Below are 20,934 nucleotides of genomic sequence, written 5' to 3'. Positions count from 1 at the left end.
CTGCATTCTGAAATTCGCTTTATTTATTTTTTTAAATATGAAGTTTTTGACGAAGTCTTGTTCCTCGGCTCCCCATTAATTTTTCAAGTAAGCCAGCTTTGGCTGCAATATAAATGTAGGTGAAGAATCCACCGCCACCAGCTACAGCTACCACGAGCAAGGCTTTGAAATGACCTGGAGAAAGTGGCATCAAAATCAACGAAATCAACCCATAAAGAACCAGAGTCACAACGGCCATAATAGCCGTAATAATTGAGATTCCAATAATTCCTTTCAAAGTACTTTTAACTCGGAAACCCGTAACTTCATGAATCTTGCGAATAATAATCCATGTGCCATATCCAAAAGCAATAGTCGTTGCCACAAGCGGACCATAAGAGTGGAAAATCATAATTGACGGCACTTGCAAAATCAATTTGATCACTAAAGTAATAATGAAGTAACGCATCGCTACTTTAGAATAATGCAAAGCTTGCAAGATTGGGGCAACCATCGTGTACAAAGCCAGCAAGAAGCTTTGGAGGACAGCCCAGATAAACAGTGCAAGCTGCAAGCTATTTACTGAACCATAAAACAGTGTATAGATTGGTGCAGCTAAAATTGTCATGCCTAGGACCGCAGGCAACATAAAGGCCACAAACAGTTGAAAATCGTAAGAAATCAAATGCGCTGTTTCTTTATAATTCTTCTTAACAAAGTTAGAGGCAATAAGTGGCAGAGCCACAGCTCCTAAAGTCATCGCTTCACCAATGAGAATCATTGTCAACTTGTCGGTATTAGCAGAAAAGTATGAGAAGAAAACTAAAAGCTGTGTATCACTATAGTCAGATACCCACCGCATGACCGTAACAAAGGTCGCTTGGTCCACAATTTTAAAAATTTGAATAGCTGAGCCAATAACGACAAACGGGATAGCTTGATAGATGGTTTGTGAAAGCAGGCGCCAAGCACTAATTTTTGTAATACTTGGGCCTGGGTTAATAATCTTGCCAAGCATATTGTTTTTGATCAAATACCAGAGCAAGACAGCACATGAGCCCAACATACCGATAAAGGCTGCTGTTGTGGATTGGACAACTGCTTGTGTCCAATCTCCACCTGAGAAGCCAAGCTTCATAATCATAAACGTAAATACTAACATCCAAATTACACGGACAACCTGTTCATAAATTTGGCTCAAAGCTATCGGCTTCATATCATTAAGCCCTTGGAAATATCCTCGAATGACTGACATGGCCGGGAAAATTAGAATGGCGAGCGAAAGCGAGCGCATCACCTCTGTTAGGTTTTCTCCTCCACCTGACATAGCTGCTAATGCTGGTGCACCGATATACATCACACCAGCTGCTACAATACCAAGCCCAACCATAAAAATAAAGATATGACGAACTAAACGATTGCTTAGATTTTCATCTCCCATCGCATTATAATGGGCTACCTCACGCGCAATAGCTACAGGAAGCCCTGCAGTTGAAATCAAGAGAAAGAGCGCATAAATATTATACCCCATTGAAAAAAGGGCATTGGCTTCATTATTGTGTTCTCCCATCCACGCAAACCACGGAATGATGTAAATCGCACCCAGAAGACGTGATAAAATATCCGCTAAAGTAAACCACAAGGTCCCGCGCATCATTGTATCCTGCTGTGCTGCTTTATTGTCTCGAATCTCTTTACGCTTGGTTTCCGCATCCATTTGCTGGAGCTTTTCTTCCATGCTGAGATTATCAGTCATTTCTGTACTATTCATTTTTCTATTTTACCATGAAGTAGGGATTTTTGACAATAAAAGTTTATAACACTCCTTGGACAAAATAAGTTCTATTTCGAACTACAAATTCTAGATGGATAAGTTTAGTTCCTTTATTTACTAGAACCGTGAGATATAATTAACTTGAAATTCCAGAACGTTTGACATAAAAGTAGCACAGAAAAAAATGTCACGGTATAAAAATTAAAATAAGTTATAAGCAGGATAAAAGCTAAGCCCAGAAGTCCTCTAAAAAAATACTCCTTTATCTGTCGTTGGATATACATTAACTTTAACATGCGTATACTGATAAAATAAGCCCGGATTACCGTATTCGTCATCATTAAGAAGACTATTGCCAAGACTACGGTTAAATCCATGGACGAAGCTACAGTAAAACAAGATAGGGCCATCAGGTAAGAAAGAGCCTGAATTTTTGGCAGTTGTTTTTTGTAATAGCTCAGCTCCACTGTTCTTTCCATGAATGCCACGTCTTGGAAGATGAATATACCAATGTAATTCAGAATGAAACTGCTCTGAATTACCGCAAGAAACCCTAAAAGTGAATCAAAATCCGTGAATACACTTTCCTCTGAAACAAAGATAAGAAAACTACCACCAAGGAAAATCAGAGCGCTAAAAATATAAGTTTGGTTATTTTTATTCATAAGGATGATTAATAAAAAAGCCGGAAATTTCCCATTGTATAGATAGCTGCTCCTGCTGAAACACCAATAACAGCGCCAACGGCCCAGTTCCAAGCTGCAACTGTTGCTATTTTAGCCGCAATGACTCTATAGCTATAGACATATACGCCACGCGCGATAGCCTTAATTTGTGTCAACCAAACCCTACCGCAGTTAAAGCCCTGCGCATCCCTGCTGAACGATGCCACAAGCCTTCCAAATTCATTCCGACCATTCGGATAGAAAAAGCACGCGGTGCCAATAATGGCACGTTTTGACTTGCCATCAATTCTTTTTCTTTTTGTTGTAAAAAAGCCAAGTCAGATTCATCAAATGTAACCTGTTCAAGCGAATCCCAATTTTCACTTTGTTGTTGATTTACTTGAATATCATTCGCTTGTACTAGCCCTGTCACAGACGGCCCAACTGTCGAAAATAAGAGAGTGAGCGCAATCATACCAACTATCCCTTTTTTAGTTTGTCTTTTCATTAAATTTTCCTTCCTGTGATTATGATTTTTTATGTGTGAATTTTTCAGCAAAGATACGAATAATACTTGAAGAACTTGATTAACCCTATCCCTTTATATCGCTTATAGTTAGTCTATAACAACATTACAGCTAAAAACAGTTATAACTTAGGCTTAAATTACTATATATTGACAGTTCTTTGTCGACTTAGTTAATAGAAAAATTGCCATAAACAAGCTTTTTCTTGCTCTTTTACCACAGTTTCAAAGCATAAAGATATTAAAAATATAGGAGTCTTTTATGAAAAAAACACTGCCCATCGGAGAAATATATCGTTATTTTCGTACCTCTAAAAATTTCGCCCTTAAGGAAGCGGCGAAGGACTGCATCTCCACTTCCCAACTTTCTAATTTTGAAAATGGACGCAGTTATGTTTCTTGCATTGTTTTGCTCTATCTCTTGAATAATATAAATGTAGCACCTCACGAATTTTTCCATCATCTTAATACCCAACTCAATCCTTTGGACTGGTTTGAAGAACGTGATATGGCTCATCTAAACAGTAATACGCTCCATCTTCAAAAAATTATCCAAAAATATGAAAAATCACTTATACAAAGCTCATCTTCCACTCAAAGATTAAACTTGGATAAATTTCGCTTAGAGGCAACCATGAAGCAGATAGATCCCCATTATCACCTCTCTTCTAAAAGTCTTACTGTCATTAAACACTACTTAATTAACATCAAAATATGGGGCGAATATGAATTTGATTTGTTGAGTGACATAGCTGGATTTCTAGACTTAGGTAGCTTATCAAAGTTTAGCCATAAAATACTCAAAACAGCACGATGCAGAAACATTCATCCTCTTACCCAAAAAGCTCAAATAAAAACTGGAATAACCTTCCTCAAGATTTTTATTAAAAATAGACAGAAATATTTAGCAGAAGAGTTACTTGATTTTATTGCTTCTTTAAACATTCCAGAAATCGATCTTTTTGAAAGAGTAAATTTCATATACCAAAAAGCGCATTTTGAAGTGGTTTTTGGAGATACGAGCGCTATAGAAACAATGAAAAAATGTCAATATATTTTTGAACGATGTGAATCCTATCAAATTGCTCTGAAACTTGAACAGGAAATTAAAAGCTTAGAGACTGTAGTAAAAGCAAGATAAACACTTCTTATAACACTATCGTCTCTTGTTCACGAAAACATGAAGCGGTTATCAAGTTACAAAAATATAGGTGAAAATGGTATAATTAAGCCTACGTATAAGAAAAAAGCACCTATCCACATTTAAGTGAAGTGCCTTATAATTTAGCTCTCTTCCGGAGTTAAATGGTATAAATAAAGGAGGCAGAAAACCCATGCTCAAAATACAAGATGTTTTAGAAATTCTGAAAAAAGACGAAAACTTTCACGAGATTGTCTTTAAAAAGGAATATTACTATAACTGGGAAGAAGATTTCACCTTCGATCAATTAAGCTATGATAGCCGAAACACTTCTGCATCAACCCTATTTTTTGCGAAAGGTCTAAATTTTAAAGCAGAATATCTAGAAAACATAGCAGCACCTTTCTACATTTCTGAAATAGATTATGAAGTGGAAATACCTGCAATCATTGTTTCAAATGTTAAGCGTGCAATGAGTCTCTTAGCTCAATCATTTTATGATTATCCACAAAATGAACTCCAAATATTAGCTTTGACCGGAACAAAAGGAAAAACAACTTCTGCTTACTTCGCTAAATCAATCTTAGATGAAATGAACGGACAAAAAACAGCTTTGCTTTCTACAGCAGAAACAACTCTTGATGGGAAAAATTTCTTCAAATCTGAGTTAACTACACCCGAAAGTCTTGACTTACTCAAAATGATGCGCCAAGCTGTGGATAATGAAATGACACACCTTGTGATGGAAGTAAGCTCACAAGCTTATAAGACTGAACGTGTCTATGCTATTAACTTCGATGTTGGCGTCTTCCTTAATATCTCTCCCGATCACATCGGACCTGTAGAACATCCTACACTTGAAGATTATTTTTACTGCAAGCGACAACTTTTACATCATTCCGGTTACTTTGTAGCCAACAGCGAAATGACCCATTTTAATGTCATTAAGCAAGAGTTAGCAGATCTTAAAATCCCGCATGATTTTTACGGTGAAAAATCTGACAATCAAATCATTGAATCTCATGCACACGATTTTACAACAAGCGGTAAAATAGCTGACCATTTTGACATTCGTTTACTTGGAAAATTTAACCAAGAAAACGCCTTAGCAACAGCTTTAGCAACCCAACATCTAGGAGCCACAATCGAACAAATTAAAAACGGCTTAGCAAAAGCCGTAGTACCTGGACGCATGGAGATGTTAACTACAAAAAAAGGTGCAAGAATTTATGTCGATTACGCCCATAACGGTATTAGTTTGCAAAACTTAGTGTCTGTTGTTGAACCTCATCATAACGGTAAAATCGTCTTGGTTTTAGGAGCTACGGGTAATAAAGGTGAAAGTCGTCGTAAGGATTTTGGCCAAGTTATCGAAGCACACGAACGCTTAGAAGTCATTCTCACTCAAGATGATTCTAACCACGAAGATCCTAAAGCTATTGCTGATGAAATCGCAAGTTATGTTTCACGCTCCTGTGATTTTGAAACAGATCGTGCAGAGGCTATAAAACAAGCCATTCAACGTGTGACAGATCAAAATGATGCTGTTATTATTGCTGGAAAGGGTGCAGACAAGTTCCAGTTAGTCAATGATAAACGTGAACCTTATCCTGGTGATAGAGCCGTAGCAGAAAAATTTATTTAAAAATTGCCTCATCGGCATTTTATGTTTTGGAATAAAAAAAGCAGCCTAAGCTGCTCTTTTTTATTTAGCATTATGTAATTCATCTTCAGAAAGTTCTGTTAATGAGGCATATTCTGCAGGGTAACGTTTTTTGTAGCGATTCATCATAAAGAAGGCTACCAAACCAAAGATAACTGGACCAGCAATCATTGATACAACTGTTTGGATTGTATCTCCAAGGACTGCAGAGCGTTCAGCAACTGGCAAAGCAAAGTAATCTGTGATAGGTTGGATTACTGTGAAGGCATTTGCAAAAGCAACAACAAGAAATGTTACCGTTACAGCCGCCATCGCTACACCTTTAGATTTATAAAGCGTAAATGGTTTTTCAATATTATCATTGAGTTTGAATTTTGCATAGGCAATAACGATAAAGAGGTAAGGCAATGTCATCGCAACGTTGGCCATGTTTGTCAAGATTGCAAAGAATTTCGCTGCTGCTTCTGCACCACCACCAAGGTTGATGAGCATGTTCAGCAAGATGATAACAAAGACAATTACGAATTGGATAACCATGGCAAATTTTGGCATACCTGATTCTTTATCAAGTTGTCCATAGCGACCAGGCCAAAGTTTATCTGGTGTACCAGAAATAATTTGTTTAACTGGGCTGTAGATCAATGTAAAGAAAGCACCCATTAATGAAAGCAACATTGCAAGACCCATGTAACGGGCAAGAATTGAACCGATAACTACCGCACCTGAATGACTCATACCAAAAGCAGCACCAAGCGCTTCACCAAGGTATTGCATTGTTACATAACCTGCATTACCAAGGTTAATTGTTCCAGCTTTTACGCCTTCGTAAAATGCACCGCCTGTTTGGTAATTCATGAAGAAACCAACACAGAGAATCATTACAGAATAACCGATTGCAATGATAAGCGCTGACGTTACAACACCACGAGGAAAGTTTTTCTCAGGTTGGTCTGTTTCATCAACCAAACCACCAACAGCTTCAACACCACCATAAGCAAAGATAGCAAATACCATGAAGGCAATAAAGCCAATTGCAGAACTGTTATTGAAGTTAGGATTAAGGCTGGTTACAAAAGCTTCAGCAGTAATTGGCGTTGTTGGATGTCCATTAAGAATAAGGACTAAGAGTGCGCAAATCAAGAGAATCGCATTCAATGAAAGAACAGCAATACCACCAAGTGTAGCGAATTTTTTGACTGCATCCAAACCACGAAGTGCAAAGAAAGTGATTGCAGCAACCCAAATCATAGCAATGATTGAGAGAATCCATGGATCTGGCACATGAAGCGAGTTACCAAAAATCATGTTTGTGATGGGTACCATGATACCATTTGAAACGTTGACCATCCATACCAAATATGAAGCGTACCACATAAATGTTCCGACGAAGGCGAAAGTTGGACCAACTGCTTTCTCCATCCAAGAATAGATCCCACCTTTTTCTTCTTTGAAAGCTGAACCAAGTTCAGTTACCATGAAGGCAAAGGGCAGGAAGAAGAATAATCCACCCACGATATACCATGGAATTGCAGCATAACCCATCATGTAGAATGCACGTGGGATGTTGTTAAATCCATATACTGACGTGAAGATCATCAGGCATAAGCCGACAAGAGAAAGTTTCCCTTTTGCTTTATCAGACATCAAATGTCCTCCTTTTTTTATAATCAGATTGACTGATCGAAAATATTTGTAAATCAAGTAACTTAAAGTACTTGTATAATTACCATAAGTAAAGGCGAGCGGGTAGTTTGACCAGAACTCTCAACAGTGAATTATATTGTCTTTTATAAAAGATAGAATAGAACAATCATAACTAGAATTCGTTATAATTGTGCGACAATTTTAAGAAAAACCTAAAACAGGCCGCCAGAAGGCGACTTGTTTATTGGTTTATTTATAAGAAAAGTAAATTCTCTCGAAAAATTCACTGTTGGAAAGCCACTCCTCCCAACCTTAAGAACTATTTTAGCTTATTATGCTTTATTTTTCAACTTTATTATTGAGTTTAAGCATTTCGAGCAGTACATCTACCGCTTTTTCCATAGTTTGTAAGCTTACAAACTCAAAACGACCGTGCATGTTTTCACCACCAGCAAAGATGTTCGGTGTTGGCAAGCCCATAAATGAAATCTTAGAACCATCTGTCCCACCGCGAACAGGTTCGATTTTTGGCTCGATATCCAAGTTTTTCATTGCTTCTTCGGCTAAATCAATGATTGACATGTCTTTCTCAATAACTTGAGCCATGTTGTAATATTGATCTTTGATTGTGGCTTTTACGCGTTCAGAGCCAAGTTCAGCATTCATTTTATCAGCAATTTCTTGCATCAAGGCTTTGCGCTCATTAAATTTATCTTCTGCATGGTCACGAATAATATATTGTGCGCGTGCTTCTTCGACAGTTCCATCTAATTTCAAAAGGTGGAAGAAACCTTCACGTCCTTCTGTTTTTTCGGGACGATCAAATTCTGGCAATTGCGCATGGTAATCCATTGCTAATTGCAGAGCGTTAACCATTGTATTTTTGGCTGTACCTGGGTGAACATTTTTACCTTGAAACTCTAAAACAGCACCGGCAGCTGAGAATGTTTCGTATTCCAATTCACCAAGGGGTCCACCGTCAACTGTATAAGCAAAGTCAACATTGAAATCTTCAACATCAAAACGGTCAGCCCCTGTACCGATTTCTTCGTCTGGACCAAAACCAATACGGATTTCACCATGTTCAAAATCAGGATTGATATTGATTAAATAATCAGCCAAAGTCATGATTTCAGCAATCCCCGACTTGTCATCAGCACCTAAAAGTGTTGTACCATCTGTATGAATCAAAGTTTGACCTTTGTAGTTTTTCAAGTTTGGGAATTCTGCTGGATCAAGACTGAAACCAGAATCACCAAGTTTAATCACAGACTCTCCATCATAGTTTTCAAGAATTTGCGGTTTGATACCTTCTGCATTAAAGTCTGCTGTATCCATGTGAGAAATCAGACCGATTTTACGGACATTTTTGTCTGTAGTTGCTGGGATAGTCCCTACAACATAACCGTTTGATTCAAGATAGTGTACATCTTGAATACCAATTTCGCGCATCTCATCTGCCATTTTATGAGCAAAATCAACAAGAGCAGGAACAGATGGTACAGTTGTTGAATTTTCATCTGAACGTGTGTTTACTTTAACATAATCAAGGAAACGGGGTAACAATTTTTCGTATTTCATTTTTATCCTCCTATGGAAATGAAGTTCTTTAATACCTTTGTTTGTTGGATTTGGGCAGAGATGAAGTCTTGAGGAGAATCAAAATGAATTTCTCCAAGTTGAAGTGTATCGTCAAACGCAAGATTTGACGTAAACTCTCGTTCACCTACTGCGGAGATGTAGCCATATTTTTCTAAGGCTCTGATGAAAATATCTGGACGTGCTTTGACAATATCTTTACGCGTAAATTTGAGTAAAAAACTGGTCATGTATTTCAGAGCATACTCTGGATCAACATCGCCCATAAGCTGATATACTTCTTGTTCAAGTATAGTAAGCGGTAAGTGATGCGCCACCTTGTAAAAATAGTTAAATAAGCTATCTGTGGTCAAATCATACCGACTTGAAAAATGTAGCGTGATTGTATTGGTTTTATTTTGAAGTTTTTGCTGGACAATAGACTGCTCCAGTCTCTGCTCCACTTGACTTCCAGCTGCCACAAAAAATGGTTCCTCATAGATATTAACAGCTACAGGCATTGTTTTTGAAGAAAGATCAAAGTCAGCATCAGTAAAAACTTTAAAATTATTGCCATAACGTTTATCCTTGCGCCAGATAAAACCAGCAGCGATAAAGCTATCAAGCTGGCGATCTAAGTTTTTCTCTTGTTCAAAAACTTTATGAATTTGGCGTAAGGTTACATCTTCATGCACGTGCAGGTAATTAATCAGTTTTAAGAAAAAAGGCTGACAAGTCAGCCTATTTTCATTAAAAACGCGAATAGGCATTATTTGTTAAACTCTTCAGTAAGTTGTGGTACAACTTGCTTTTTACGTGAAACGGCACCAGCTAAGAAAGCATGGTCGTCTTCTAACGTAAAGTGGAAAGCTGCTTCAACTTTATCTTTGTGGCTACCGATTTCGACAATTTCTGAGTTAGAATTTACGATATCTGTAATCATGAAGACAAAGTCATCATAATGTTCAACTTCCATTGCTTTCTTGATGGCTACTTTGACATCGTGTAAGCGTGAAAGTACATCTTGAATTTCAACTGTATTTACCTGAGCGATACGGATACGACTGCCATTAAGTTCAAATGTTTTTGCATCAATATCAATGAGTTCATCTGCTGACTTGTTGTCCAAGTTTGTGCCAGCTTTAAGCATAGCCATACCATATTCTTGGAGATCAACACCAGCAATTTTTGCCAATTCTTCTGCAACTTTATGGTCAGTTGCATGTGTTGTTGGTGATTTCAAAAGCAAGGTATCTGAAATCAAACCTGAAAGCAAGAGACCTGCTACTTCACGGGGAATCTCAACACCCGCTTCAAGGAATTTGCGGTAAACAATTGAAGAAGCTGAGCCAACAGGTTCAATTGTCATGAACAAAGGAGAAGCAGTATTGAAGTTAGCCACACGGTGGTGGTCCACCACACCAAAGATATTTAATGAAGCAATATCTGCGATTGATTGTTGGAACTCATTGTGATCCGTCAAGATAACTGTATCCACGCCTTCAGCTGCTGCTGATGTTACAACACGTGGTGCTTCTACACCAAAATAGTCCAACGCAAATTGCGTTTCTTCATTAGGTGTACCTAATGCAACACACTCTGTATTCAAAGCGCCAACTGGACGATGGTTGCTCAAATATGAGAAACCATAAGATGATGCGATTGCGTCTGTATCTGGTTTTTGATGACCAAAGACAAAAATTTTATCTGACATTTCTTTTACCTCATTTATATATTTATATTCGCTTCATTATATCAAAAAAAGAGGATTTACGCACGCTTTCAATCTATTACTGGAAGTGTTCTTGCCTTAATCTTGGCACTGAAAAAACTTGAAAGCCAAATGCGGCCTTCAAGTTTTATCTAATTCTCTCTAAATATTCTTGATAAGTTTCTGTACCCATGATTGTTTTTGCATTGGACACACGTTCTTTTGTCGGTGGTTTAACACCAGCAAGTGGATATTTCCAGCCTAGTTCGCGCCATTTGAATTCCCCCATCGTATGATAAGGTAAGATTTCAAATTTCAGAACATTATCCAAGGTTTTAACAAATTCCCCTAGCTTTTCTAAATCTTCATCAATATCCGTTTCACCTGGTACAAGCACGTGACGGATCCACATGGCTTGCCCCTTGTCAGAAAGGTAGCGGGCAAATTCTAAAATATTTTCATTAGGGTGTCCCGTCAAGGCCTTGTGACGTTTTGAATCAATTTCTTTCAAGTCCAGCAAGACAAGATCTGTGACTTCAAGAAGTTCATCAATACGAGAGGTGATATATTCATCCGTTCTAAATGGCCGTGCTGAAGTGTCTAATGTGGTATGGATTCCCAAGCTTTTAGCGTATTGGAAAAGAGCGATGACGAAGTCAATTTGCAACATGGCTTCCCCACCAGATACAGTGATACCTCCTTTTTCGCCCCAAAAACCACGGAAACGAAGTGCTTCGTCCATCACATCTTCTACCGTACGTGTCGTTGCTTTTTCGTTTTTCAACGCCCAAGTATCTGGGTTATGACAATATTTGCAGCGCATTTGACAACCTTGCATAAAAACAATGAAACGTACTCCTGGACCATCTACAGATCCAAAGGATTCGGTAGAGTGAATCAGGCCGGTTACTTTTTTGGCTTCTTCAATATATGTATCAGTCATAAGCTTTTCCTCTTCTTCAATATGCTTTTATCATACCTCAAATCTCTCTTATTATCAAATCCTTTTCTAGGCTCTTAATTTTCCATCATCAAACAGGTTAACCACAAAAGTAATCACGCAGAGAAGCAAGGCCAAGAAGAAAACATTATGCAAAGCTCCAAGAACGATTTGTTCTAATTGACCATGAATTTTCTCGGGAACGACTACGTTGGAAGCTGTACTAATAAATTCGTTGACATTCTTAAAGCTGACTTCTGGAAATTTACTGAGCCCCGCATTGATACCTAAGGAAAAAGCTAGCCCCAATATCCCGGTCATCATTGCTTGACCCAAAGTTCGCCCTAGCACAACGAGAGAACTTGCTTGACCAACCATTTCAGCAGGAACCATTTTTTGTGCCAAAAGTGTCGTTGTTGAAAGTATAACCCCCATCACACTTCCTGTGAAAGCTGAAATAATGTAAAAACCTTCAATTGGGAAAGCAACACTTGAAAGAACCAAGGGAATGTAGACCAGGATAAGAATACCCACTAAAACGGCATAAAGTCTCTTCGGCGCAAAACGTCGTAAAAGAAAACCAACAAAGAAACTGGTTACCATCCAAAACAATGATGTAGGTGTTAATGCAAGACCTGCAACAAAGGCTGGAACGCGGTAAATGGCTTGTAGCCAAATAGGAAAATAAATATTGAAAGCAATCAAGCAGCCACTTAAAAGCATTGAAATAATAATCTGAATACTGAAAGTCCTTGTTTTAAACATTTCTAAATTAAATAAAGGATCGACTGCTTTTTTCTCTGTACGAATAAAAATGATGCTGGCCGTAACAATCAAGAAGAGGAGCACAACTTCTAATAGCCAATTGATTGTGGAAGCTGACATTTCTTGAAACATCAGTAATAATGAAACTAAAAGTACAGATAGAGAGACAATACCTGACCAGTCCATCGGTTGTTTTGCTGTTTTTTCATGTACATCCTTATAACCAAAAATTGTAAGTAAAAGTGTGATCAATCCCAAGGGCACATTAATGAAGAAAACCCAGTGCCAACCCAACGTATCAACAATCCATCCGCCAAGCAACGGTCCTACTAAAGCCGAAATCGCCCAAGCTGTATTATTCAGCGCCATAATTTTTGCACGCTCTTCAAAATCAAATAAATCAGCAATAATTGTGAAGGTTAAAGGCATCACAGCTCCTGCACCGATACCTTGAATCGCTCGAAAAATAATGAGGAACAGCATGTTGGGGGCAATACCACAAAGTATCGAACCAATCACAAAAGAGACAAGTCCAAAGATAAAAATATTTTTTCGCCCCAGATTATCCGCAAGTTTTCCATAGATTGGTGTTGCAATAGCCGAAATAAGTAAATAAATAGCAAATACCCAGCTTTGGAGTTCTAGTCCTTTCAACTGAGAAATGATGGTTGGCATAGCTGTGGTCACAATCGTAACCTCAACAGATGTCATAAATGTTGCAATAAAAATAGCTATAACAATAGCCAAATGTTCTTTTCTTTTCATATTCCCTCCTCTGTTCTATATCTTCATTTCTTTTACATTTTATCATAGTTTTTTTCAGAAAGTCAGGACAGTAAAATAAAAAGATAGATTAATTTTAATCTATCTTTTACTTTTATTCAGGAAGCTCTACATCGAACTCCACACGAAGTTTTAATATACGATTTCCATCTACTTCCAGACTTGTGAGTGAGAAATGATCTTCTAAGTTGTCAATCTTACACATCACTTGTTGTCCTTTTTCTGGAATTTGTCCTGTTTCTGAGAGGAAGAAACCAGCCATTGTGTCTACATCCTTGTTGACCAAATGTGTGCCAAACTCGTCATTAAAGTCATTGATGGTCATTTTACCTTGAACCACATACATGTTCTCACCGATCTTATGAACTTCTGCTTCTGCAATATCCGTTTCGTCTTCAATCTCTCCGACGATTTCTTCAATCAAATCTTCAAGTGTGACGATACCTTCAACGCCCCCATATTCATTCAGCAAAATAGCCATTTGATTTTGGGTATTACGCATCTGGAGCATCAAGTCATCCACAAAGACTGTTTCAGGAACAAAGAGTGGTTCTTGCAACATCTCACGGAAATCAATGTTATCAAAACCGTCAGCAAAGCCTCGAGCTAAGATACGTTTGGTGTGAATAATCCCTAAGATGTTGTCTTTATCATCATCATAAACAGGCACACGAGAGTATGACTCGCTGAGCATTTTCTCAATATTTTCACGCGGATCATCATTGATATCAATCATGAAGGCATCCGTACGTGGAACCATAATTTCACGTGCTACAAGTTCATCAAGACTGAAAACACCTGTAATCATTTCACGTTCAGAATCATCTAAGGCCGTTTCATCCGTGTGCACGAGATACTCAATCTCATCACGTGTCATGTCATCATCACTGCTGTCAAACTTGATTGGGAAAATTCTTGCCAGCCCATTAATCGTAATGGTCAACAACCAAATGAAAGGTTTTAAAACTACACCAATCGCCATCAAGGGACGAACCATTTTCAAAGCTGCTTTTTCTTTAAGAGCCTGAGCGATACGTTTAGGGAAAAGCTCACCAAATACAATCGTAAAGAAAGTCAAAATAACCAAGATAATGATTTTACTTAAGGTTTGGGCAAAGCTTGTATCACCAAACAACGGTGCCAGCTGTGCAGCTAATGTATCAGCCAAACTTGCCCCCGCTACGATATTCAAGAAGGTAATCCCAACTTGAACGGTGGACAGGAAGTGTGTCGGATTATCGATTACACTAAGCAAATATTGATACTGCTCATCGCCTTCACTCGCCTTTTGCTCTACACGCGATCGCGATAGAGAAACGAGTGCCATCTCACTTGCTGAGAAGAATGCATTCAAAGCAGTAAGAAAAACAAGTAATAAAATCTGTAAAATTATCGAGGTGCTCTCGGGGTCAGGGTGTGCCATTTTTACTCCTATTTTTTAGTAATATGAAAACTATTATATCATAGTTTAATCGTTTTGAAATATTTTTTTCTTTTCTTGCTCACGATGATTATGCCATAAGCCAGCAAGGAACTTCACAATTTCTTTAACTAATGAGTAGACAGGTACGGCAATAATCATACCTAGAATCCCATATAAACTTCCTGAAACCAACATCAAAACCATAACCGTCACAGGGTGAACGCGCACAGCATTCCCCACGATTTTAGGATAAACAAGGTTCCCGTCAATCTGTTGTAGGATTAAAACATAAGCGACAGCGAGTACAGCTGTCCAAGGTTGAGTAAATGCCAAAGTAAAAATTACCGGCAAAACTCCGATATAGGGTCCTGCATAAGGAATTAAGTTGGTAATAGCCGAAAAGCTGGCAAACAAGAAGGCGTAAGGAATGCCGAACAACATGTAACCTACAAAGACAAAGATGAAAACCAAAAGCGAGTCCAAAGCCACGCCCGAAATATAACGAGAAATTGTCGCATTCATCTTCTCAAGGAGCTCAACAAAACCAAGTGGATCTTCACGAAAAATTGTACGTTTTAAAGAAGGAAGTAATTTTTCACCATCTTTTAGCATATAGTAAAGTAGGATAGGAACTAAGATAGCAACCATAACCACAGAGGAAATGATACTTACGATACTTCCAACACTGTCCGTTAAATTTTTAAGCAAATTATTCAGAATATCAGTATAAGATAAATTAATATTACTAATCATGCCATTAATGTCCAGCTGACGGTAAATGTGAGCAAATCGTGGATCATTTTGTAAAGATTCAATCCAATGACGAAACTCAGGAAATGCTTTCGTACTGGCATCAATCAAGCTACTTAACTGCGAAACGACATTAGGGATGATGGATGCAATACTCCAAACCACAAGTCCAAGCAAAGTAATCAAAACAATCAAAATCGCAAAGAAACGTTTAATTTTCCAACGGGTTTCCATATAAGTCACTACAGGTTTGAAGATGTAGTAAAGAAAACCCGCGATGATGAAGGGAATAAAGAGCAGGGCCAAAAGAGTTTTGACCGGTTGGAAGAGAAATTCCAGTTGCATGAGCATAAAAATAAGCAGGGTCGCTGCTAAAATTTCTACTGTCCAAAAAAATAATTTACTGTTTTTAAACATAATATCCTACTAATAAGGGCAAACGAAGCCCTTTCTTTTTTTTTAAAGCTATTTATATTATAATTGAAATAAGATTTTTACGCAAATTCAAGATTTCGGGAGGAAATTTATGCAAATCAAGCAAACCCGTGACACCATGTCGGAAATATACTGTGATGCATTACGTATTCGTAATACGGTTTTTGTAAAGGAGCAAGGTGTTCCTTTTGATTTAGAAGTTGGCAGTCCTATTGATGAGGCACATTCCGTGCACTTTGTAGGTTACGAGGATGGTAAAGCCTTAGCGACTGTTCGTCTTTTGGTGGATAGCGAAGATAAGAAACATGCTGTGGTCCAACGAATGGCCGTTCTAAAAGAGGAACGTGGCAAAGGTTATGCAAATGTCCTATTACAAAGTCTTCTTGATTTTTGCAATCAAGCAGGAATTACCCTTTTAACTTTGCATGCACAACTTAGCGCCAAAGGCCTCTATGAAAAATTCGGCTTTCAAGCGCAAGGCAAAACCTTTACAGAAGCTGGAATCGAACATGTTACCATGTCTTTTGAAATTAAATAAAAAAATAAGCACTCACCTATTCACCGTTGGAGAGCGCTTTCCTTTATTTATATGCATTATATTAGCAATTCCTTAAACAAAACTAAACCTCCTTGCTTCAAGCAAGGAGATTTTTTACTCTTATTTTTAACTCCGGCAAGACCTGTGCCTCAAACCATGGATTTTTCCGTAACCAAATATTATTACGTGGTGAAGGATGCACAAGTGGAAAATATTCCGGTAGATAATTCTCAAAATCACGTACAACATCAGTAATACGTGTTTTCTTCGGCACATTAAGATAGTAAGGAATCGCGTAAGAACCAATGAGGACAATAAGCTCCAACTGCGGCATTTCTTTAATCAATAAAGGATGCCATTTTTCCGCAAAGCCTTTACGGGGCGGTAAATCACCAGATTTTCCTTTACCTGGAAAGTAAAAGTCCATAGGCAAGATGGCGAGCTTAGATGAGCTGTAAAATTCTTCATAAGAAATCCCTAGCCATTCACGAAGACGATCCCCGGAAGGATCATTCCAAAAAAGACGACTCTCCTGTGCTCGAATCCCCGGTGCCTGACCTACGATAAGGATTTTTGCTTCCTGGTGTGCAGAGTAGAGCGGGTCAATACCTTGTGCAGTATACAAAGTATTTTGCGGATCTTCTTTTATGGCTTGAAAAATTTTTGACAGCTTATCCATTTATTCTCCTTCTTTGAGAGGAAGTAGAGCATCAGCTAATCGTGCGAATTCTGGTATTGAAAGTGCTTCGGCACGAATGGTAGGCGAAATATCCGCCTGGGCCAAAAGTTCAGTTATTTCTGGTTTTTTATCCTTACCAAAAGCAGATTGTAAGTTGTTCATCAAGGTTTTACGACGGTGAACAAAGGTTGAGTGCATGGTTTTAAAGAAGAAATCTTCATCCTTCACAGCAACCAAAGGCTGCTCGCGGCGTGTCATCTTCAATATAGCTGAATCTACATTAGGCGCTGGAACAAAAACTGTGCGCGGCACAGTGAAAGCGACTTGTGCTTCCATATAATATTGCACCGCTATCGAAAGCGAGCCATAAGCCTTTGTGCTTGGTTTAGCTGCAATACGATCCGCAACCTCTTTTTGCATCATCACTACAAACTCAGTAAAGGGAATCTTAGATTCAATCAAGTGCATGAGAATTGGTGTTGTAATGTAATAAGGAAGATTTGCTACGACTTTTATAGGCAAGTCAGGATTTTTGAAATTCTTGATGTGCTCACGCATATCAACTTTCAAAACATCAGCATTTACAAGTTGAAAGTTATCATACGGCGCCAAAGTTTCTTCCAAAATTGGAATCAAAGTTTTGTCAATTTCAAAAGCCATTACTTCTGCTGCCTCTTCAAGTAAATACTGTGTGAGTGAACCAATACCTGGTCCAATCTCAATCACGTTTACTTGATCTGAAAGGTCAGCAGTTGCCGTAATTTTTGTCAAAATATTATGGTCCGTCAAAAAGTTTTGACCAAATTTTTTCTTAAAGTTAAAGTCATGCCGACGAAGAATATCCTGTGTGCGAATGACATTTGAGATACGATCTATATTTGAAGTTGTCATAGCTTTATTATAGCAGAAAAGCCGACGAACTGCTTTTAAAGAAAAAACAGAAATCAAAGAATTTCCGTTTTTTTCTTTTTATAACCGTAAATGCAAATAAGCTAAGCAAAACATACTTTTTCTCCTTAACTTTAGCTTGTGAGCCACGAATAATATTTTAGGAAGCCCAACATCTCACTCCACAAGCTCTAAGGCTACTTTACCTAAAGCAAAATTCCCAAGGGTTGCGGAGCCATTTTCCGAAACACTCGGCAGTCGCAAATATTCATCTATCGGACATGGGAGAGCAACGTAATGATTCAGAAGTTTCACAAATTCTTTTTGAACATATGCGAGCATATTGGGCTGCTCCATAATCCCACCGCCTAGTATAATAGCATCAGGTGCTAATGTTAAAGTTGCATTAAGCACGCCTTGCGCGATATAGTAGGCCAAGATTTCCCACTCAGGGCTGTCTGCAGGAAGTTCTTCACCCGAAATCCCTGTTCTGGCTTCAAGACTTGGACCTGAAGCCAGTCCTTCCAAACAATCACCATGAAACGGACAAATACCTTTAAAATAAAGATCGTTTGGATGACGTTTAACCATTTGATGGCCCATTTCAGCATGGCTTGTAGCACCAATAAAGTGACCGCCTTGAATAGCGCCGCCGCCAATCCCTGTACCAATAGTAAAGTAGACTAGATTTTCAAGAGCAGTATTCATCATTTCACCATAAGCCGATGCATTTACGTCAGTAGTAAAAGCTATGGGAACATGAAGTGCCTCTTCTAAAAGTCCAACCAAATCCGTATTTGCCCAACCTGCCTTCGGTGTTGAAGTAATAAAGCCGTAAGTTTTACTTTTACTGTTAATATCGATAGGACCAAACGATCCTAAGCCAATTGCCGCAACATTTTTTGATTTAAAGTAATCTACGGTAGCAGCAATTGTTTCCTCGGGTGTTGTGGTAGATATTCTAATTTTATCTACAAGCTCGAACTGCTCATCCGCAACGGCGAGCACAAACTTTGTCCCACCAGCTTCTATAGATCCATAATACATTGTCAACTTCTACTCCTTTTCTTCAAATTAATGAAAGAATTTTTTCATGTTTTACTACTTTTACATGTTGCTTTAATACTAAAACATCGTTATAGTCAGACGAATTTGTAATCATCATCATTACCATATCCTCTAACCCAGCTTCCTTGATAGCCTTCCTGTTAAATGTTCCAAGCAAGTCTCCTTTTTTAACTTTTTGGCCTGCCTTCACATTTTGGCTAAAGCCTTTCCCCTTCATCGTGACCGTATCAATACCAATGTGAATCAAGATTTCTGCTCCACTTTCGGTTTTCATACCATAGGCATGACCCGTTTCGTAAGCAATCACAATTTCTCCATCTGCTGGTGCAAAGACATAATCATCTACAGGTTGGATAGCGACACCTTTGCCCATTTTTTCTGTGGAGAAGACAGGATCATTGACCTGCAAGAGTGGAAAAGCTGTGCCATTGATTGGTACGAAAATTGCTTCCTTTTCAGAGTTTTCTATATCTTGCATTTCAGAAGTGGGCTTCTCTACCTGAGGCTCCTTAATTTTTTTGTTTTCAACTTGTCGTCCGTAAATCAAAGTAACAATGAATGCAAGGATAAAGCTAATCAAAATAGCGAACATAAACTGCAGATTGTAGCCTGCTTTAATGGAGATAAAGCCAATCAAACCGGCAGAACCTAAGCTTACACCCAGCACATGGAAAAGCCCCATAAATAATGAACCAACAGCGGAAGCACCAAGTGCAATAAAGAATGGATATTTAAGTTTTAGGTTGACCCCAAAGAGGGCAGGCTCAGTTATCCCTAAAAGGGCGGAAAAACCAGCTGGAGCTGCGAGCGCCTTTGTTTTAATATTTTTTGTCAGGAAGAAGATCGCGAAGGTTGCACCTGCTTGTGCCATATTGGCTGCGGCTGCAACCGGAAAAATAAAATCCCCACCAATACCCGAATGCTGATAGTTAGTGATAAGCATGGTTTCAATTGCTGAAAAGCTTTGGTGTAAACCTGTCAAAACAATCAGTGAGTAAAAGCCGCCAAATATGAACATTCCTAAGGCACCTAAGGTGTCATAAAGGCCAACCAAGCCATCTGTTAAACCATTTGATACAAAACGAAGTGCAGGACCAATTATGGTAAAAGTGAGAAATCCTGTAATAATTACCGAAAGCAATGGTGTGAAAGTGAAGTCAACTGCGTTGTTCAAATGTTTATGGAAAAAGTTTTCCAGCTTTGCAAGGACAAAAGATACCCCAATAACAGGAAGTACTTGACCTTGATAACCTGCCTGAGCAACATTTAAACCAAATATATTCCAGTAGGTCATTTCATTGTTTGCAATAGCTGTGGCCACCGCATAACCATTGACAAGCGATGGCATCACCATAATCATCCCGATAACAGCACCAAGATAGGGATTTCCTCCGAAACGTTTGGTAGCCGAAAATCCTATAAGAACAGGCATAAAGGCAAATGGTGCTGCACTCATAGCATTGACAATGTCTGCAAATCCTTTCCAAGCTGGAAACATTTCAACAACTGATTTTGCTGCAAAAAGATTCTCAGCGGTAAGAGCGTTATTGAGTGCCATCAATAAACCACCTGCAACAAGAGCGGGAATCAAAGGAACAAAGATATCTGAAAGAAGTTTGACTAATACCATCACAGGATTTGGTTTGCTTTGGCTGTTTACAATCTCTTTTAAATCAGCTGTCGACGCCTCTTTTACTCCTGTAAGTTTGACAAATTCCTCATAGACTTTATTGACATCACCAGGTCCCACAATGATTTGATATTGTCCCGCCGTCTCAAAAGTTCCTTTGAGATCTGGGTCATTGTCTAAGGCTTCTTGATGAATCAATGAGCTGTCTTTCAGTACAAGGCGCAAGCGGGTTGCGCAATGTGCTGCTGCTTGAATATTCTCTTCTCCCACAGCAGAAATAATCCGTTCAGCAACTTGTTTGTGGTTCATAGTTTTCTCCTAAAATTTATTTTGGTGTCGCTTACATAACACATT

At 38.5% G+C, this 20,934-nt stretch carries 17 protein-coding genes and 1 pseudogene; 3 read left to right on the top strand and 15 right to left on the bottom strand.

What is annotated here, in order from left to right; genetic code table 11:
* Positions 1-31: 31 nt before the first annotated feature.
* The 3 genes and pseudogenes from lgb_RS02005 to lgb_RS01990 form a co-directional block, all read right to left on the bottom strand.
* Positions 32-1,750 carry a putative polysaccharide biosynthesis protein gene (locus lgb_RS02005; RefSeq protein ID WP_019293339.1) on the bottom strand — a complete coding sequence of 573 codons (1,719 nt, stop codon included), beginning with the start codon at positions 1,748-1,750 and terminating at the stop codon, positions 32-34.
* A gap of 113 nt (positions 1,751-1,863) precedes the next feature.
* Positions 1,864-2,418: a hypothetical protein gene (locus lgb_RS02000; RefSeq protein WP_019293338.1), complete on the bottom strand. Its 555-nt coding sequence runs from the start codon at positions 2,416-2,418 to the stop codon at positions 1,864-1,866.
* 8 nt (positions 2,419-2,426) lie between these two features.
* A pseudogene (locus lgb_RS01990) lies at positions 2,427-2,926 on the bottom strand (hypothetical protein).
* Positions 2,927-3,206: 280 nt separating this feature from the next.
* Here lgb_RS01990 and lgb_RS01985 point away from each other — a divergent pair.
* Together lgb_RS01985 and lgb_RS01980 are read left to right on the top strand one after the other, a co-directional pair.
* Positions 3,207-4,085, top strand: a complete 879-nt coding sequence (locus lgb_RS01985; RefSeq protein ID WP_019293335.1) for a helix-turn-helix domain-containing protein — start codon at positions 3,207-3,209, stop codon at positions 4,083-4,085.
* A 193-nt stretch (positions 4,086-4,278) separates the two neighbouring features.
* Entirely contained in the window at positions 4,279-5,730 is a 1,452-nt protein-coding gene (locus lgb_RS01980) for a UDP-N-acetylmuramoyl-L-alanyl-D-glutamate--L-lysine ligase (RefSeq protein WP_019293334.1), read from the top strand.
* Positions 5,731-5,790: 60 nt separating this feature from the next.
* Here the strand turns inward: lgb_RS01980 and yjeM are convergent, their stop codons facing one another.
* The 8 genes from yjeM to lgb_RS01940 all read right to left on the bottom strand — a co-directional run bounded on the left by yjeM (position 5,791) and on the right by lgb_RS01940 (position 15,759).
* Entirely contained in the window at positions 5,791-7,392 is a 1,602-nt protein-coding gene (gene yjeM, locus lgb_RS01975) for a glutamate/gamma-aminobutyrate family transporter YjeM (RefSeq protein WP_019292419.1), read from the bottom strand.
* A 339-nt stretch (positions 7,393-7,731) separates the two neighbouring features.
* The gene (pepT, locus tag lgb_RS01970) at positions 7,732-8,973 is read right to left on the bottom strand and encodes a peptidase T (protein ID WP_019293333.1); all 1,242 of its coding nucleotides are present in this window, start codon (positions 8,971-8,973) and stop codon (positions 7,732-7,734) included.
* Positions 8,974-8,975: 2 nt separating this feature from the next.
* Complete coding sequence (locus lgb_RS01965; protein ID WP_019293332.1) at positions 8,976-9,740, bottom strand: DUF1803 domain-containing protein; 765 nt, start codon at positions 9,738-9,740, stop codon at positions 8,976-8,978.
* Positions 9,740-10,684, bottom strand: a complete 945-nt coding sequence (locus lgb_RS01960) for a manganese-dependent inorganic pyrophosphatase (RefSeq protein ID WP_014024319.1) — start codon at positions 10,682-10,684, stop codon at positions 9,740-9,742. The genes lgb_RS01965 and lgb_RS01960 overlap by 1 nt, the downstream gene beginning before the upstream one ends.
* 145 nt (positions 10,685-10,829) lie before the next feature.
* Positions 10,830-11,624 (bottom strand): pyruvate formate-lyase-activating protein, encoded by a 795-nt coding sequence (gene pflA, locus lgb_RS01955; protein WP_019293331.1) that lies wholly within the window; start codon positions 11,622-11,624, stop codon positions 10,830-10,832.
* 66 nt (positions 11,625-11,690) lie between these two features.
* On the bottom strand, positions 11,691-13,151 hold the full coding sequence (locus lgb_RS01950) for a DHA2 family efflux MFS transporter permease subunit (protein WP_019293330.1): 1,461 nt from the start codon (positions 13,149-13,151) through the stop codon (positions 11,691-11,693).
* A 112-nt stretch (positions 13,152-13,263) separates the two neighbouring features.
* Positions 13,264-14,592 (bottom strand): hemolysin family protein, encoded by a 1,329-nt coding sequence (locus lgb_RS01945; protein ID WP_004259258.1) that lies wholly within the window; start codon positions 14,590-14,592, stop codon positions 13,264-13,266.
* A 45-nt stretch (positions 14,593-14,637) separates the two neighbouring features.
* The gene (locus tag lgb_RS01940) at positions 14,638-15,759 is read right to left on the bottom strand and encodes an AI-2E family transporter (protein WP_019292424.1); all 1,122 of its coding nucleotides are present in this window, start codon (positions 15,757-15,759) and stop codon (positions 14,638-14,640) included.
* A gap of 109 nt (positions 15,760-15,868) precedes the next feature.
* Here lgb_RS01940 and lgb_RS01935 point away from each other — a divergent pair, with 109 nt between their 5' ends.
* Positions 15,869-16,315 carry a GNAT family N-acetyltransferase gene (locus lgb_RS01935; RefSeq protein ID WP_019293329.1) on the top strand — a complete coding sequence of 149 codons (447 nt, stop codon included), beginning with the start codon at positions 15,869-15,871 and terminating at the stop codon, positions 16,313-16,315.
* 97 nt (positions 16,316-16,412) lie between these two features.
* Here the strand turns inward: lgb_RS01935 and lgb_RS01930 are convergent, their stop codons facing one another.
* The 4 genes from lgb_RS01930 to lgb_RS01915 all read right to left on the bottom strand — a co-directional run bounded on the left by lgb_RS01930 (position 16,413) and on the right by lgb_RS01915 (position 20,889).
* Positions 16,413-16,994, bottom strand: a complete 582-nt coding sequence (locus tag lgb_RS01930; protein WP_019293328.1) for a uracil-DNA glycosylase family protein — start codon at positions 16,992-16,994, stop codon at positions 16,413-16,415.
* Positions 16,995-17,885 (bottom strand): 16S rRNA (adenine(1518)-N(6)/adenine(1519)-N(6))-dimethyltransferase RsmA, encoded by an 891-nt coding sequence (gene rsmA / locus lgb_RS01925; protein WP_029345685.1) that lies wholly within the window; start codon positions 17,883-17,885, stop codon positions 16,995-16,997.
* A gap of 174 nt (positions 17,886-18,059) precedes the next feature.
* Positions 18,060-18,935, bottom strand: coding sequence for a fructokinase ScrK (gene scrK, locus lgb_RS01920; RefSeq protein ID WP_029345684.1), 876 nt, complete (start codon positions 18,933-18,935; stop codon positions 18,060-18,062).
* Between the two features lie 16 nt (positions 18,936-18,951).
* On the bottom strand, positions 18,952-20,889 hold the full coding sequence (locus tag lgb_RS01915; protein WP_019293325.1) for a sucrose-specific PTS transporter subunit IIBC: 1,938 nt from the start codon (positions 20,887-20,889) through the stop codon (positions 18,952-18,954).
* Positions 20,890-20,934: the final 45 nt, after the last annotated feature.

It is taken from the genome of Lactococcus petauri, assembly GCF_023499275.1.
GTDB lineage: Bacteria > Bacillota > Bacilli > Lactobacillales > Streptococcaceae > Lactococcus > Lactococcus petauri.
Note: the sequence above shows the minus strand (reverse complement) of the source record. Positions and strands in the feature narration are given on the sequence as shown.